Source organism: Geobacter grbiciae (assembly GCF_018531165.1).
Lineage (GTDB): Bacteria > Desulfobacterota > Desulfuromonadia > Geobacterales > Geobacteraceae > Geobacter > Geobacter metallireducens.
The window spans coordinates 71,466-85,849 of the sequence record NZ_JAHDIW010000015.1 but is presented as its reverse complement, the minus strand read 5'-3'; the positions used below and the strand labels follow the sequence as shown (position 1 = coordinate 85,849).

Annotated in this window: 14 protein-coding genes; 2 read left to right on the top strand and 12 right to left on the bottom strand. The window is 59.9% G+C overall.

Annotated elements, in window-relative coordinates:
- Positions 1–71: 71 nt before the first annotated feature.
- The 12 genes from KJB29_RS15700 to KJB29_RS15645 form a co-directional block, all read right to left on the bottom strand.
- Complete coding sequence (locus KJB29_RS15700; protein WP_215735348.1) at positions 72–254, bottom strand: hypothetical protein; 183 nt, start codon at positions 252–254, stop codon at positions 72–74.
- Positions 255–389: 135 nt separating this feature from the next.
- Positions 390–1,034 carry a response regulator gene (locus KJB29_RS15695; RefSeq protein WP_215735346.1) on the bottom strand — a complete coding sequence of 215 codons (645 nt, stop codon included), beginning with the start codon at positions 1,032–1,034 and terminating at the stop codon, positions 390–392.
- A gap of 126 nt (positions 1,035–1,160) precedes the next feature.
- Complete coding sequence (locus KJB29_RS15690; protein WP_215735345.1) at positions 1,161–3,203, bottom strand: PAS domain-containing sensor histidine kinase; 2,043 nt, start codon at positions 3,201–3,203, stop codon at positions 1,161–1,163.
- A gap of 309 nt (positions 3,204–3,512) precedes the next feature.
- Positions 3,513–3,923 (bottom strand): hypothetical protein, encoded by a 411-nt coding sequence (locus KJB29_RS15685; protein WP_215735344.1) that lies wholly within the window; start codon positions 3,921–3,923, stop codon positions 3,513–3,515.
- 238 nt (positions 3,924–4,161) lie between these two features.
- Positions 4,162–4,812 (bottom strand): response regulator, encoded by a 651-nt coding sequence (locus KJB29_RS15680; protein WP_215735343.1) that lies wholly within the window; start codon positions 4,810–4,812, stop codon positions 4,162–4,164.
- 35 nt (positions 4,813–4,847) lie between these two features.
- Positions 4,848–6,020, bottom strand: coding sequence for a PAS domain-containing sensor histidine kinase (locus KJB29_RS15675; RefSeq protein ID WP_215735342.1), 1,173 nt, complete (start codon positions 6,018–6,020; stop codon positions 4,848–4,850).
- A 144-nt stretch (positions 6,021–6,164) separates the two neighbouring features.
- Positions 6,165–8,273, bottom strand: coding sequence for a chemotaxis protein CheA (locus KJB29_RS15670; protein ID WP_215735341.1), 2,109 nt, complete (start codon positions 8,271–8,273; stop codon positions 6,165–6,167).
- Entirely contained in the window at positions 8,273–8,638 is a 366-nt protein-coding gene (locus KJB29_RS15665) for a response regulator (protein WP_214184611.1), read from the bottom strand. The genes KJB29_RS15670 and KJB29_RS15665 overlap by 1 nt, the downstream gene beginning before the upstream one ends.
- Positions 8,638–9,000: an STAS domain-containing protein gene (locus tag KJB29_RS15660; RefSeq protein WP_215735340.1), complete on the bottom strand. Its 363-nt coding sequence runs from the start codon at positions 8,998–9,000 to the stop codon at positions 8,638–8,640. The genes KJB29_RS15665 and KJB29_RS15660 overlap by 1 nt, the downstream gene beginning before the upstream one ends.
- 56 nt (positions 9,001–9,056) lie before the next feature.
- Positions 9,057–10,934 carry a methyl-accepting chemotaxis protein gene (locus KJB29_RS15655; RefSeq protein ID WP_215735339.1) on the bottom strand — a complete coding sequence of 626 codons (1,878 nt, stop codon included), beginning with the start codon at positions 10,932–10,934 and terminating at the stop codon, positions 9,057–9,059.
- A 154-nt stretch (positions 10,935–11,088) separates the two neighbouring features.
- Positions 11,089–11,484: a response regulator gene (locus KJB29_RS15650; RefSeq protein ID WP_215735338.1), complete on the bottom strand. Its 396-nt coding sequence runs from the start codon at positions 11,482–11,484 to the stop codon at positions 11,089–11,091.
- A gap of 169 nt (positions 11,485–11,653) precedes the next feature.
- Positions 11,654–12,127, bottom strand: a complete 474-nt coding sequence (locus KJB29_RS15645; protein WP_215735337.1) for a cytochrome P460 family protein — start codon at positions 12,125–12,127, stop codon at positions 11,654–11,656.
- Between the two features lie 241 nt (positions 12,128–12,368).
- Here KJB29_RS15645 and KJB29_RS15640 point away from each other — a divergent pair, with 241 nt between their 5' ends.
- Both KJB29_RS15640 and kdpA read left to right on the top strand, forming a co-directional pair.
- Positions 12,369–12,590, top strand: coding sequence for a hypothetical protein (locus KJB29_RS15640; protein WP_215735336.1), 222 nt, complete (start codon positions 12,369–12,371; stop codon positions 12,588–12,590).
- A gap of 31 nt (positions 12,591–12,621) precedes the next feature.
- Positions 12,622–14,382: a potassium-transporting ATPase subunit KdpA gene (kdpA, locus tag KJB29_RS15635; protein ID WP_215735335.1), complete on the top strand. Its 1,761-nt coding sequence runs from the start codon at positions 12,622–12,624 to the stop codon at positions 14,380–14,382.
- Positions 14,383–14,384: the final 2 nt, after the last annotated feature.

Sequence of the window (14,384 nt, the reverse complement as noted above, 5' to 3'; positions counted from 1 at the left end):
ACAGGCTTTCGAGGAGTATCAACTCAAGAAGGCTGCGTGACTCTTATCTTGTGTCCAGGGTACCGGGCGCGCTACAGGATCGCGAGGTGACGCTCCAGGATTCGTTCGGCGTCCCGGCCGGCATCGTTGAGGGCCAGCCGTTTCTGGGCGACGTTCACCACCAGGACAATGACAATGGATGTGACGCCGAGAAGGAGGAGATTTATCCGGAGAAGCCGTGCTTTTATTGAGGACGCCTGTTTCTGGAGAACCATCTCTTTCTGCTCCTTTGGGTACGGGACCACCCGCTCCCCAGGAAATATCCGAGAAAATACGAGCGGATGACACTTTTATTATCGGAGGAAAAAGAAAGTTCTTTATCTAAAATTTCCAGACGGCGGCATTATTGCTCAGAGAGAGGTGATCCCCTCGCGGATGGCGTACTTGGTGAGTTCTGCAACGGATCGGATATTGAGTTTCCTCATGATCTGGACGCGGTGGGTTTCGATGGTCTTGTTGCTCACTGACAGAAGGAAGGCCACCTCCTTGGTGCTCTTCCCTTCGGCGAAGAGCTGAAGCACCTCCCGTTCCCGGGGCGTGAGGCGGGCTGCGGAATCAGGCGACGGAGCTCCCTTGTTCAGGTAGTCGCCCACGATGAGGCCGGCAATTTTCGGGCTAAGGTAGGTTTCGCCGACGGCGACGGTATGGATTGCACCCACAAGCTCCTCTGAGGCGCAATCTTTGAGGAGATACCCCTTCGCCCCCGCGGCAAGGGCCTCCACCACAAACCGCTTGTCATAATGCATGGAGAGGGCAAGAACGCGCGTGTCGCCAGAGGCTTCCACAATCCGACGGGTGGCCTCAATGCCGTTCATTTCGGGCATGGACAGATCCATAACAACCACATCGGGCTTTAGTTCGGAGGCAAACTTAATTGCTTCCCTACCATTGTTAGCCTCAGCCACAACGTTGATGCCCGGTTCCCTCTCCAGCAGGGAGCGGAGCCCCTGGCGCACAATCTTGTGATCATCGGCAATAACTAGACGTATGGTCATACTATTTGTTCAACTCCTTGATGTCTTGAAATGGGCAGCTAGAGAGAACAAGTTTACCCGTGACCCGGGATAAGGTGTAATCGGGGATACCCTGAAACGCTCGGCATAATTCCCCTAACCGAATGCTCACCCATCGTCCGCACCCCTCCACGTATCGGTGGGAACCACGATCAGCACCCGGGTACCACCGCCAACGGTCGACTCGATGGCGAACTCACCCCCCATCCGCAGGATTCGCTGACGGATATTGAACAGGCCGAACCCTCCATCTTGGGGCCGTCGCACAGCAACGTCTGCCGCTTCGAAGCCCTTGCCGTCGTCATCAACGCGCAGAGCAAGGCGTTCTCCGGATGTCTCCAGGGTTATGGTGGCGTACGATGCAGCCGCATGCTTTGCCACATTGGCCAGCAGTTCGCGCACGACCTGGTACAGGGTAACCCTGATCTCCTCGTCGAGGGGAGCGGGGCTGCTGGCATCGGTTACGGTCACCCGAAACCGGTATTTATCCTGAACCGACTCGGCAAGCGATTCCAGGGCAGCCCGGAGCCCCACCTCGTAAAGGAGGGGCGGGCTGATCTCAAAGGTGAGGGTCCTGATCTCCTGGATGGTGCGGGCAGTGAGTTCGCGGATCTCCGCAAGGAGGGCAAGGGATTCGGGCGACTGCGGAAGCCGCTGCAGGGAGGTGAGCCGCATCGTGATATAGGCCAGGGTCTGGCCCACCTGATCATGGAGTTCGGTGGCAATGCGCCGGCGCTCCCGCTCTTCCGCCAGCGACAGCTCCGCCGCCAGGGAGGCGAGTTCCTCCTGGTAGGCGACGAGAGATCTCTCCGCCAGGATGCGGTCGGTAATGTCGGTGGCAATGCCGCACAGGAGGATCGGGGTTCCCCCTGCATCCAGGACGGGAAACTTGCTCACGTGGCAATAGAGTTCCCCAACGTCCGGGTAGGCAGTCTCAATGAACTGTAGAGAGGTTCTCGCCTCCAGCACCCGGCGGTCATTCTCCCGAAAGCTGCAGGCGGTCTCGGGATGCCAGAGTTCTTCGTCGGTCTTGCCGCGCCATGCGTTATCATCAATGACGCCGGCGATCGTCTTCCAGGCTTCGTTGACGTAAACATAGCGCCCCCTGGCATCCTTCATGAACACAAACCCGGGAAAATTCTCCATGAAGAGCGTGAACTGTTCTTTATTCCGGCGCAGAGCCTCCTCGATTCGCCGCCGCTCGCCCAACTCACGTCGCAGTTCCCGGTTCACGGCGCCAAGATCATCGGTCCGCTCCCGCACAAGCTGTTCCAGGTGCTCGCGGTGCCGGTGCAGTTCTGCATCGGCGGCCCTCTGCCCGGTCACGTCATTGAGCAGCAGCACCGTGCCGCAGAATCTTCCGCTCACGTCGAGCATCCGCTGCATCTTGACCTGAAACAGTAACCTGCCGTGCGCCGTTGGCAACTCCGCCTCGAAGTCCCCCGCCCCATCGGAGAGGGGGACAGAACGCCCAACGAGGCCGGCAAGCCACGACACCCCCTCCCCAAGCCTTAGTTCGCCGTAATAGCCGGCCCCCGGCACGGAGGGACCGTTGAACAACTCGGTTGCGGCATGGTTCAGGGCAACGATCAGACCGTCATCACCAAGAAGAATGACCGGCTCCCGAAGGCTCTCAAAGATGGTCAGAAATTTGTTTTTTTCGTTGGTCAGCGCCCGGTTTTCTTCCTGGAGTTCCCTGAGTCGGTCACTGTCGGCCAGCGAACTCCATTCCTCGCAGATCGCAACCTCTATCCTGTCAAAGAACCGTTCAACAAAGGAATGCCAGCGCAGCGCCTCGTCTGCCCCGAAGCCCCCGGCAGCCACAAGGTCCAGGTAACTCTCCCGATAGAGCTTCAGCAGTCCCATGAACATGCCGAAGGGGACCCCGCGGCGGCGGTGGTCCAGCGCCTTCCCGACCGCAAAGGCAACGGCCGGGTCACGGACACCGGTATCACCGGCCCGTACCGCTGACGACACCTCGCTCCTCTCAAGGGCTTCGAGGATGGCCGACGTGATGCCCGCAACGGCAAGGTGCCGTGCTCCGGCCAGGGAGGGGGCGCTACACATGAATCCCCTCTCACGAACACAAGTAAGGATGCGCTCCACCAGCCACTCCTGACTGGCAACAACAAGCTCGGGAAATGATGTCATCAGTTTTTCCTGCAATAACTCGGAAATCGAGTTGGCGGCAGTCGGTCACGGGTCGACAAGGGGATCAAAAGCGTGGGAAGTACTCAAAACAACAAAAAGGACATACACTGGAGATACAAATGAAACGCTCTTACCCGACAACATTTGTAAACAAATTACCACAGAATCTTTCGCAATGAAAAGCATTGAAATTATTGAGCTCAATTATAATTGCACCATAAATAACTATTTATCGAGACCAGTGACGAGCAGTTCCGCACAGGGGCGCGAATCCCGCGAACGGTTTCGCGCCCCTGTACGGAGCGCCGGTCAGTAGCGCTCAAACTGCTCGTCCAGCCTCTCACCATCAAGGTCCAGGTCGATGCCGGCATTCACCACCTTTTTTACCGGTACCGACTCGCGTTTCGGGTAACCGTTCGCCTGACCCGAGGCGATGTGAGCCACCACCTGTTTTGCCATTTTGGGCAGAGACGCACTGTGCCTCCGGACCATGCCGTCGTTTCCGGTCTTGAAGAAGGCGACACTGGTCTGGAGCTGCTCCGCCTGGCTCGCCAGTTCCTCGCTCGTGGAGGCCATCTGCTCGCTGGCGCTGGCGTTCTGCTGGATAACCTGGTCCAGTTGCTGGATCGCCTTATTGATCTGTTCCGCCCCCGTATCTTCCTCCTTGATCCGTGCGGAGAGACCTTCCGCAAGGGAAACGATCTCTGCCGAAAAATGCATCCTCTAGAGGTACGTATCGGATGCGGGGACAGCCGGCGCATGGGGCATTACCTGAGGCGACGGGAATAAAAACCCGTGTTCTTGTCCGGCATCGTGACAAGAGCGAAGGGATTTCCCCCGCCGATGCAAGGCACAGGCAGGGCCAGGCGCTCCCCCAAAGGAGAGCGACCAGAGAACGCGGGGAGGGTCGAAAGCGGCTTGTTCGGGGCTGAAATTCCTGAAACAGACGGTGGGGGGATCAATCAAGGGTGGTAAGACCCTCGCGGATGGCGTACTTGGTAAGCTCCGCAATACTGGTTGTTCCCAGCTTGCGCATGATCTGGACCCGCTGGGTCTCGATGGTTTTTACGCTGACGTTCAGGGCGAAGGCCACCTCTTTGGTGTTTTTCCCCTCGGCGATGAGCTGCAGAACCTCCCGCTCGCGGGGTGTGAGTCGCGCAGCCGGTGTTGCCACGGCGCGCCCCTGCCTGCCCAGATAACCCCTGACGACCACGCCGGCGATACGGGGACTCAGGTAGAAGCGGTCGGCCGCCACCTCGTGTATGGCGCCGGCCAGTTCCTCAAAGGCGCAATCCTTGAGGAGGAACCCGCTGGCGCCGGCGGCAAGCGCCTCCTCGATATAGCGGCGGTCGGAATGCATGGAAAAGGCCAGGACCCGCACATTGGGGCACTCCTCAACAATGTGGCGGGTGGCATCAATGCCGTTCATCTCGGGCATGGTCAGGTCCATGAGAACCACGTCCGGTAAAGATTCCCGGGCGAGTTGCACGGCAACACGGCCATTATCCGCCTCACCCACGACGTTCAAGCCCTCCTCGTTTTCAAGGAGCGCCTTGAGCCCTTCACGCATGATCTTATGGTCATCGACTATCAGGACGCCTATCTCCATCTCTCCCCTTTCTTCAAACATCAATGAAATAACAATCAAATACTATCGTGCCGACCATGGGCAAGGGGCGCCGACACCGTAACGGTAGTCCCCCGGCCAGGAAGGGAGTCGATAGCAACGTCACCCCCAAGGGTTTCCATGCGCTGCCTGATATTGAAAAGCCCGAAGCCCGGATGTGCTCTGGGATTGATGGACACAGAGGATATATCAAACCCGACTCCGTCATCCTTAACCATGAGCACGATGCGGTTCCCCCTACGGCGCACGTCGATGGCCACCTGCGCGGGACGGGCGTGTTTCGCCGCATTGATGAGCAATTCGCGAACCACCTGGAAGAGGGTTACTTTCATCTCGTCCGCAAGAGGTTTTGACTCGCCGCCATCGGAAAAAATGACAGGAAAGCCGCGCTCTTGCTGGGTACTCTCCGCAAGCCACTCAAGGGCTGCTTCAAGGCCCAACTCATAGAGAATCGGCGGGCTGATCTGGAAGATGAGGGTCCGGACATCCTGGATCACCTGCTCCATGAGCCCCATAAGGTCAGCAAGATGCCGCCTCCCCCCGTCGGCGACAAATTCACGCAGGGTATGGGTCTTGATATTAGCAAAGGCCAGGCTCTGGCCAATCCGGTCATGGAGGTCGGCGGCGAGGCGGCGACGCTCCCGTTCCTCCGCCAGGGAGAGTTCAGCGGCAAGCTTTTCCAACTGTTCCCGGTAGAAGGAAAGGGCATTTTCGGCATTGATGCGGTCGGTTATGTCCTCGCCTATTCCCATTATGCCGGATATCTGGCCGCTCCAATCCCGCAGTACCGTGTTGTTCCAGGAGATGAAGCGGCTCTTGCCATCACGGGTAACTATGTCGTTCTGCAGGTGGACCGGGAACGCCCCCTCGGCACGGAAGGAGTCGAACAACCGCTTAACTGTCCCCTGATTCGGAGGAATAAAGGAGTCGAACCAGTTGGCTCCCAGGATTTCCTCGCGCCGCCACCCGACGACGTTCAGAAAAAAATCATTGCAAAAGGTGATATTCCCATCCGTGTCAACTATCACAGCAATGAGTTTGATGTTTTCCAGCATCTCCCGCGAGCGTGTTTCCACCCCGCAAAGCGCCTTTTCCACTGCCTTGCGGCTGGCAGCCTCGCGCCTGAGCGTTACCCCCCAGCCTAGGCAAAGCATGGCGCATGCAGCCGCTAGAATTATGGTTCCGACCACGTCACCCTACCCCTTGATCCCTACAATTGCCGACATGGTCTATGTGCAAAATCATTGCCGACAACGGCCTGACAATGCCCTTGTTGCACAAAAAAGCCGCCACGACGGTTAATCGCGGCGGCTCGGACATTCCGAAGCCCAGTGTTACCGGGCCATCTGCTCCAGTTCCACCTCGCGCACCAGTTGGGGAATATCGAGAATGAGGGCCACGGAGCCGTCGCCCAGGATGGTGGCCCCCGAAAGTCCCCGGATATCCTTGTACATCTTCCCCAGCGACTTTATCACCGTCTGGTGCTCGCCAATGACGTGGTCCACCACAAAGCCAACCCTCGCCCCCCCCACCCGGGTGATGACGATCTGCTCGATCTCCGGCTGTTCGTCCCGGATGAAGAACCGCTCCCGCAGAGGGATATAGGGAACGATCTGGTCGCGGACCGTGGCCAGGTTGCGGCCGTGGGCGCTGCGCACATCCTCCCGGGTCAGCTCCACGCACTCCTCCACGATGGAGAGGGGGAGCACGAAGCAGTCGGAGCCGATCTTCACGAGGAGGCTCTCGATGATGGCCAGGGTCAGGGGGAGCTTGATAGTGATGACGGTCCCCTTCCCCCGCTCGCTCTGGATGTCGATGGTCCCCCGCAGGGCGTCGATGGCCCGTTTCACCACGTCCATGCCGACCCCGCGCCCCGAGACGCTCGTAACGGTCTTGGCGGTGGAGAAGCCGGGGGCGAAGATGAGACTGAAGATCTCCTTGTCGGAGAGTTCGGCCGTGGCAGGGATGAGCCCCCGCTCGATTCCCTTGGCCCGGATCGCCTCCCGGTCGAGCCCCTTGCCGTCGTCGGTGATGGTGATGAGGACGCTGTCCCCGGAGTGGACGGCGGCCAGGTGCACTGTTCCCTGGGCCGGCTTGCCGACGGCGGCCCGCTCCTCGGGGCGCTCGATCCCGTGGTCCAGTGAGTTGCGGATGAGATGGACCAGGGGATCGTTCAGCTTCTCGATGACCGTCTTGTCCAGCTCGGTCTCGGCGCCGTCGGTGGTCATCTCGATATCCTTGCCCAGCTCCACCGAAAGGTCGCGCACCAGACGCTTGAACTTGCTGAAGGTGGTGCCGATGGGGAGCATCCGGATGTTGAGGGCCGTGTCGCGTAACTCGTTGGTGAGCCTCTCCACCTCCTCGGCAATGGTAACCAGCAGCGCATCGGCCCGGCCGGCGGCGGTCTGGGAAAGACGGGCCTGGACGGTGACGAGTTCTCCCACCAGGTTCACCAGCAGGTCGAGCTTTTCCGCCGGGACCCGGATACTCGACGCGCTCTCCTGAACCTGGCGCTCCTTGCGGACCTCCTTCACGTGCTGTTGCTCGATGAGGGCCGACTCAACCTTCTCGGGGGAGACGATTCCCTGTTCGACGAGGAGTTCGCCAAAGCGCTTCTGTCTGGCGAGAATCGCCTCCATGTCCTGCCGGGTCAGATCACCCCGCTCCGCGAGAATAAAGCCGAGCTTCTTGTAATCGGCGTCAACGTCAAGGATACCGCCGTCGTCGATGACATCGATTTTCAGCTCGCAGTCGTCCTCGATGAAAATGAAGACGTCCCGAATGGCGTCAATCCCCCGGTTCGTGGTCAAAATCACGTCCCAGAAGACGTGGCATTGTTCAGGATCAATCTCCTCCAACCGGGGCACTTTTGCCATCTGGGCAACGGTTCGGCAGTGGCCCAACTGGCGGAGTTCCGCCAGAAGGAGCAGCGGGTTGGTGCCGTTGACCGTCACCTCGGGAGCGGGCACAAAGCGGATGCGGTAGGTGACCGCTGTTTCACCCCCCTTCGATTCCGGTGTGTTTCCTCCACCGGATGCTTCCTTGGCGGATGCGCCATCCGGAGCCGCCGGCACAAGCCGCCGGAGCCCGGCGATGACCTCCTCGGCCTGGCGCCCTTCCACCGGTTCCGCCCCCCCATCCGAGGCGTCCAGCATCCCCTTGATGAGGTCCCGGGCCTTGAGGGTGAGGTTGACCAGGTCCCTCGTGACCGTCAGCCGGCCGTTGCGGACCATGTCGAAGACGGTTTCCACCTCGTGGGTGAAGGTGGCGATGTCGTCGAAGCCGAACATGGCCCCGGACCCCTTGATGGTGTGCATAGCACGAAAGACCCGGCTGATGAGGTCCACGTCCTCGGGAGTTTCCTCCAGCTCCAGGAGCGACGTCTCCAGCTCCGCCAGAAGCTCGTAGGCCTCTTCCTTGTACGCCTGCCTGTGGGCGTCCATCAGCCGAGCACCTTTTTGACCACCGCCACGAGCTGCTCGGGCTTGAAGGGTTTGACGATCCAGCCGGTGGCCCCCGCGGCCTTTCCTTCGGCCTTTTTCGCATCCTGGCTTTCGGTGGTGAGCATGATGATCGGGGTGAAGCGGTAGGCGGGGAGCCCCCGAACGCCCTTGATGAGCCCGATCCCGTCCAGGTTCGGCATATTCAGGTCGGTGATCACCATATCGACCTTCGTCCCCCCCAGTTTCCCCAGGGCGTCCTTGCCGTCCACCGCCTCCACCACGTCATAGCCGTTCTGCTTGAGGGTGAACGCCACCATCTGGCGCACGCTGGCGGAATCGTCAACCGTCATGATTGTCTTGGCCATTACTCGTATCCTCCAATCCAGATACAGGATTTTCCCACATCAACGGCGCATCCCACGTGGCGCCGGAAACCGGCGAGGCATGCCGCCTCGTCTAGGATGGGATTTGACAGTCCTTCGACAGCAAACCCCTTCTCCCTCCCATAGGCCGACCGGTGGGCGGAGCAGAGAAGCTGCAAGCCAGTAATGTCCACGGCGCTCACCCCTTCCAGGTTGACAAGCACCCGTCCCGCCCCGTCGAAGGCGTCAAGGAGCGCCGCCGAGAACTCTCCGGCGAAGGGAATGGTCAGCTCGCCATTCACCTTGAGGACAAGGGTCGCGTTTTCCCCTCCAACCTCTTCCCGTGTAATTTTCAGTCCGTCCATTCCAGTCTCCTTGCACTGCTTCCGACTTTGCCGGCCACCGATCCCCGGTCCCTGCCTCAAAACAGCTCCACATTATCGCCAAGCCCGTCGTCGGCGGCCCCGCCCGCGGCCGCGGCAAATAGGTCCGGCGTCGGCTCGCCCCTGGCGCCATTCCCGGCGATCATGGCATCGTGAACCCTCCGTTCGCTGTGCATCGTATACCGGTCGGCCAGCTCCCGCAGCCGCAGCTCTTTGGCATGGGCAGTCGTAGCGGGCGCAAAGGGGCGGACAGCACCCACGACCCCAGTGATCTCAGTCAGCACCTCATCGATGAGCGCGGTCGAAGTTTCGTGGACGGTCATCACGCCAGTGGCCTGGTCGATGTCGCGGGAAAGGGCCTGGACGGCCGCGTCGATCCGGCCGAGGAGGTCGATGAGCCGCTGGTTGACGCCGCGGACCGAACCGACGAGGTTGCGGATTTCGCCGATGAATCCGTCAACCTCGTCGGCAATGAGACGGACGTCGGTGTCGACTTCATGGCTCAGGCCCCCGGTCACTTCAGTGACGTTTCTGAGGGTATCGGAGACAGCGCCGGTCCGGGTCCGGGCCTCCACCGACAGGTGCTGGATCGCCTCGGCGAGAACGCCCAGGGCTGCCCCGCCATCGCCGGTATTGGCGGCCTTCACCTGGGAATTGAGGGCGATGAGCTCGATCTCGGAGCCGATCTCCTCGATGGTGGTGACGAAGCCTGCGATGTCCTGCACCGAAGCCATTACGGTCTCCATGGCCGATGCCAGGTTCCGGTTGGCCGCGGCGTTGTCGGAGAGGACCTCGGTCACCCGCCCCATGCCGTTCTCCATGTCGGCAAAGAATGAACTGCCGGCCCGGTCGGCGGTTCCGGCCATGTGGCGGGTTTCGTCCGACAGGCGGGTCTGCCGGCAAGCGATGGCCCGCAGGTTCTCCACGATCCGCGCCACGGCCGATGAAAGTTCCTCGCGGGCGTGGCGCAACTGGGCCTCCTGAAGCTCGCAGACATCGGCCACCTCACAGGCGCTCTTCACCGGATCGCCGGCCTGGTCCGTAAGATTCGGGATCAGATCGTCAAGGGCCTCCTTGACATGCTCAATCTGCTGCCGGGTAATGTCGTGGAACTGGAGCGACGTGACCACCTCGGCGATGCTCCCGGCGGTTTCGGCCGAGGATGAGGTCACGACGCCGACCGCTTCGGAGCAGCGGCCATGGATCTCGGTCAGGGTGACGAGGCTCTCGCGGGTTTTGTCGAGGATATGGCGGACGTTTTTCCGCTGCTCGGCCTCCGACGCGGTAACCCGGGCAAGGGTTCCGCCGATCATGGCCGAAAGGGTCTCCTTCTCGCCGAGGATGGCAACGGACTTTTCCTTGATGGAGACCGAAAGCCGCTCCACGTCGTCGGCCAGGGTATTGAACCCCGCGGCCCCCTCCCCGAGCCGGGCGCTTTCAATCTTGACGGAGGTGCTTATCATGTGGAGGTTCTTGATTATTTTCCGGAACCCGTCCAGGGGCTCGTCGACATTGCTGATGTGGGAAAGTATCGTCTTGAGGGTGGTGGCGCTCTGGTCGCTTTCTGCCTCGGCGCGGGAGAGGTAGTCGGCAATCCGGTCGACAATGCCGTGGAGCGCCGCCATGTCGCGGCTGATTTCGTCGCCCAGGATCAGGTCCGCCACCTGGCGTGACATCTCCTCGATCTCCCCGGCCCGGCCGTAGAAGTCGTGGAGACGGGCGCCGATGGCGAGAAACTCCTCTTCGGTGGAGCCGTTGAGAAGGGAAAGCCGGCCTCCGATGCCCAGGAGCTGCTGGTGCCACGACTCGAACTGTGCAGAGAGAGCCTGGTTTGCCGACAGGGGAGATGAAGCGTCAATCGCTGCTTCGGACTGGTCCGGATCTGGCCTGAACCTGCGAAAGAATGCTAATGTCACGGAAGACCACCTTTGCTCTGGGAAAAACAGCCGGCGCGACCGGAATCGGCTTTGCTAACTGTACGGAATCGCTATCTGTTCATACTATCGTCAGAGAACTGGATATCTTTAACAAAAGCTTATGGTATCAGGAAATTCCTGACCTTGCCGCCGGCTATACGAGACCGTGGCTTCGAATCTCCTTCAACAGCTTCTGCCTGGTGATGGGCTTCACCAGATACGAGGTTGCCCCGCCCCGATACAAGGCATCAACGACGTTCTTCGGGTCATCGAGGGCTGTGGTCATGATGACCCTCACCTCATTGGCGTATGCGATTCCCATTTCCCGCTCAAGCTCCCTCATGCGTTCCAGGGCGCCGTGGCCATCCAGGTTGGGCATCATGATATCCATGCAGACCAGGTCATAGGGGCGCTTTTCCTCATGGGCAAGCCGAAAGGCCTTCACGGCTTCCTCACCGTCGATGGCGATATCGCACTCGCCCAAGGGGGTGATCAGCTCCTTCATGATTTTGCGGGATACGAAATCATCCTCGACAATCAGCGTCTTCATTCCTGCTCCTTTCGCGCACAAAGTACCCAGATTGCTTATCGGCCGATTGGACGGATAGTTGAGAAAAAATAATGGATCACCCCGGCACCTCTCGCTTTCAAACGCAAAAACGCCACGGTTTCCCGTGGCGTTTTGCATGTTCTCAAGCAGGATAACTGCGTGAAGATCTCTATTTTTTGAAGTCGGCGTACCGGGAGATGACGAAATCCCGATCCTTGGCCTCCTTCTGGTGGCATTCGAAGCAGTTTTTCACCGGGTCGATTCCCGAGGGTTTCCCCTCCGGCGTAAAGCCGGCGAAGAGCCAGCCTCCGGTGGCGGACTGCTTCTTGTCTTTCGTCATGAGGACGACCATGCTCTTCTTCCCCTTGACCGGCTTTCCCCCGTCGTTCCTGATGGTGTACTGCACCACCACGAAACGGCTCCCCTCCGGGTACGGCCCCCCCTTCTTGTAGGCGGGCATCGTCTTCTTGTCCACATAGATGTTGTGGATGCCGTAGAAAAGGGAGGTCTTGTCGTTAATCACCTTCTCCGAGCTCTTTCCCCACTTTTCGTATCCCTTGGGGAGCGCCACCTTCTCTGCTGCAAAAGCGGCCGAAGCAGCCAGAATGGCTGCAATCGCCGTTACGCCTGCCAATCTTCTCATCGATTTACTCCTCCCGTGCTCAATCTCATCTGCCATCCCTTCGTGGCGGCGGAATGTTCGATCATTTTCACCCATCTCCCCGCAGGCGTCAAGAACAACGGAGGCGTGTATTTGACTACAATTGAGTCTTGACGGTTTCTTGATGTCTTTCAGCGGCATATTGAGACCTCCTTTATGCGGGATGGGCTACTCTAACATCAGGTGAAAAGCTTTCGGGCTCACGTGGAGGAAGGTAATTTCCATGAAGATCTATCGCTTTGATACTGATACCGGCGTTTACCTTGGAGAAGATTTCACCGATGACCCCGGAAGGGGAGTAACGATCCTGCCGTCAGACTCTACAACCATCACACCGCCACAGGTTGAACAGGGGAATACACTCTATTTCAACGAACGCGAACAACGATGGGAAGTCCGCACCCGGCCTACCCCCTTTCGCCGACGCAATCAACAGGTACAATAAGTATGTTGGCATCCGAAACGGAGACCAAATTATGACCCAGTACGAATGGCTGCAAACAACCCTTTTTCTAGTCCTCCTCTTGGCCGTGGTGAAGCCGATGGGGGCCTTCATGGCTAAGGTCTTCCAGGGGGAGCGCACCATGCTGTCGCCGCTCCTCGTCCCGTGCGAGAACCTCCTCTACCGGATCTTCGGAGTGAACCGGGACGAAGAGATGGACTGGAAGCGGTACGCCATCGCCGTGCTCCTTTTCAACCTGGCGCTTTTTGTCTCGCTCTTCGCTATCCTGATGCTGCAGCACCTGCTGCCGCTCAACCCGCAGAAGTTCCCGGCCTTCACCTGGCAACTGGCCCTCAACACCGCTATCAGCTTCGTCACCAACACCAACTGGCAGGCCTACAGCGGTGAATCGGCGGCCAGCTACTTCACCCAGACGGTGGGGCTGGCGGTGCACAACTTCGTCTCCGCCGCCACCGGTATTGCCGTGGCGATCGCGGTGATACGGGGCTTTGCCCGACGCAGGACCGCGATGCTGGGTAACTTCTGGGTCGACATGACCCGCTGCACCCTCTATGTCCTGCTGCCCATTTCCCTTATTGGTGCACTCGTCCTGGTTTCCCAGGGGGTAATCCAGAACTTCAGCGATTACAAAACAGTCCCCCTGCTCCAGCCCATCACCTACGACAAGCCGAAGGCGGACGCCAAGGGGAATCCAGTCACCGGGCGCGTGACCACCAAAGAGGTCACCATCCCCATGGGTCCGGTCGCATCCCAGGAAGCGATCAAAGAACTGGGGACCAACGGGGGCGGCTTCTTCAACGCCAACTCGGCCCATCCCTATGAAAACCCCACACCCATTTCCAACATGGTTGAGATCTTCCTGATCCTCCTCATCCCGTTCGCCCTCACTTCCACCTTCGGCGTCATGGTGGGAAATACCCGCCAGGGGTGGGCGATCCTGGGGGTGATGCTCCTGATCATGGCGATCTCCTTTGCGGTGCTGCACGGTGCGGAAACGAGCGGCAACCCCCTCGTGACCAAGCTGGGCGTACACGGTGTCAACATGGAGGGAAAGGAGGTCCGCTTCGGGTTGGCCGGCACGAGCCTCTTCACGGTGGCCACTACCGGTACCTCCTGCGGTGCAGTCGCAACCATGCACGACTCCCTCACCCCCCTCGGCGGCATGATCCCCCTGGGCCTGATACTTCTGGGCGAAATCGCTCCCGGCGGGGTCGGCTCCGGGCTCTACACCATGCTCGCCTTCGTGGTGATCGCAGTCTTCGTGGCAGGGCTGATGATCGGCAGGACGCCGGAGTTTCTGGGGAAGAAGATCGAGGTGCGCGAGATGTGGATGTCGATCATCACGGTCCTGGCAGCCGGGGTTGTGGTGCTGATCCTTTCGGGCGTCGCCATGATCACGCCTCAAGCCGTGGCCTCCAAGGCCAACCCCGGCGCCCATGGCCTGTCCGAGGTGCTGTACGCCTTTGCCTCCATGGCCAACAACAACGGCAGCGCTTTTGCCGGGCTGAACGCCAACGTCGATTTCTATACCATTCTGGGTTCCCTGGCCATGCTGGTCGGGCGCTTTGCCCCGGCCGTCGCCGTGCTCGCCATGGCCGGTTCCCTGGCGGAGAAAAAGTACGTTCCCCCCAGCCTGGGGACGCTTCCCACCGACAAGGTTCCCTTTGCCCTCTGGCTCATGCTGGTGATCCTGATCGTGGGTGCCCTGACCTTTTTCCCGGCCCTGTCGCTTGGCCCGCTCGTCGAGCATCTGACTATGCTGCGAGGTAAATAACC

Bases quoted from the DNA above. Each gene is read 5' to 3' on its own strand.
- KJB29_RS15640 (WP_215735336.1), top strand. From the start codon at position 12,369: ATGAAGATCTATCGCTTTGATACTGATACCGGCGTTTACCTTGGAGAA.
- KJB29_RS15700 (WP_215735348.1), bottom strand. From the start codon at position 254: ATGGTTCTCCAGAAACAGGCGTCCTCAATAAAAGCACGGCTTCTCCGG.
- KJB29_RS15645 (WP_215735337.1), bottom strand. From the start codon at position 12,127: ATGAGAAGATTGGCAGGCGTAACGGCGATTGCAGCCATTCTGGCTGCT.
- KJB29_RS15695 (WP_215735346.1), bottom strand. From the start codon at position 1,034: ATGACCATACGTCTAGTTATTGCCGATGATCACAAGATTGTGCGCCAG.
- KJB29_RS15680 (WP_215735343.1), bottom strand. From the start codon at position 4,812: ATGGAGATAGGCGTCCTGATAGTCGATGACCATAAGATCATGCGTGAA.
- KJB29_RS15650 (WP_215735338.1), bottom strand. From the start codon at position 11,484: ATGAAGACGCTGATTGTCGAGGATGATTTCGTATCCCGCAAAATCATG.
- KJB29_RS15685 (WP_215735344.1), bottom strand. From the start codon at position 3,923: ATGCATTTTTCGGCAGAGATCGTTTCCCTTGCGGAAGGTCTCTCCGCA.
- KJB29_RS15690 (WP_215735345.1), bottom strand. From the start codon at position 3,203: ATGACATCATTTCCCGAGCTTGTTGTTGCCAGTCAGGAGTGGCTGGTG.
- KJB29_RS15660 (WP_215735340.1), bottom strand. From the start codon at position 9,000: ATGGACGGACTGAAAATTACACGGGAAGAGGTTGGAGGGGAAAACGCG.
- KJB29_RS15665 (WP_214184611.1), bottom strand. From the start codon at position 8,638: ATGGCCAAGACAATCATGACGGTTGACGATTCCGCCAGCGTGCGCCAG.
- KJB29_RS15670 (WP_215735341.1), bottom strand. From the start codon at position 8,273: ATGGACGCCCACAGGCAGGCGTACAAGGAAGAGGCCTACGAGCTTCTG.
- kdpA (WP_215735335.1), top strand. From the start codon at position 12,622: ATGACCCAGTACGAATGGCTGCAAACAACCCTTTTTCTAGTCCTCCTC.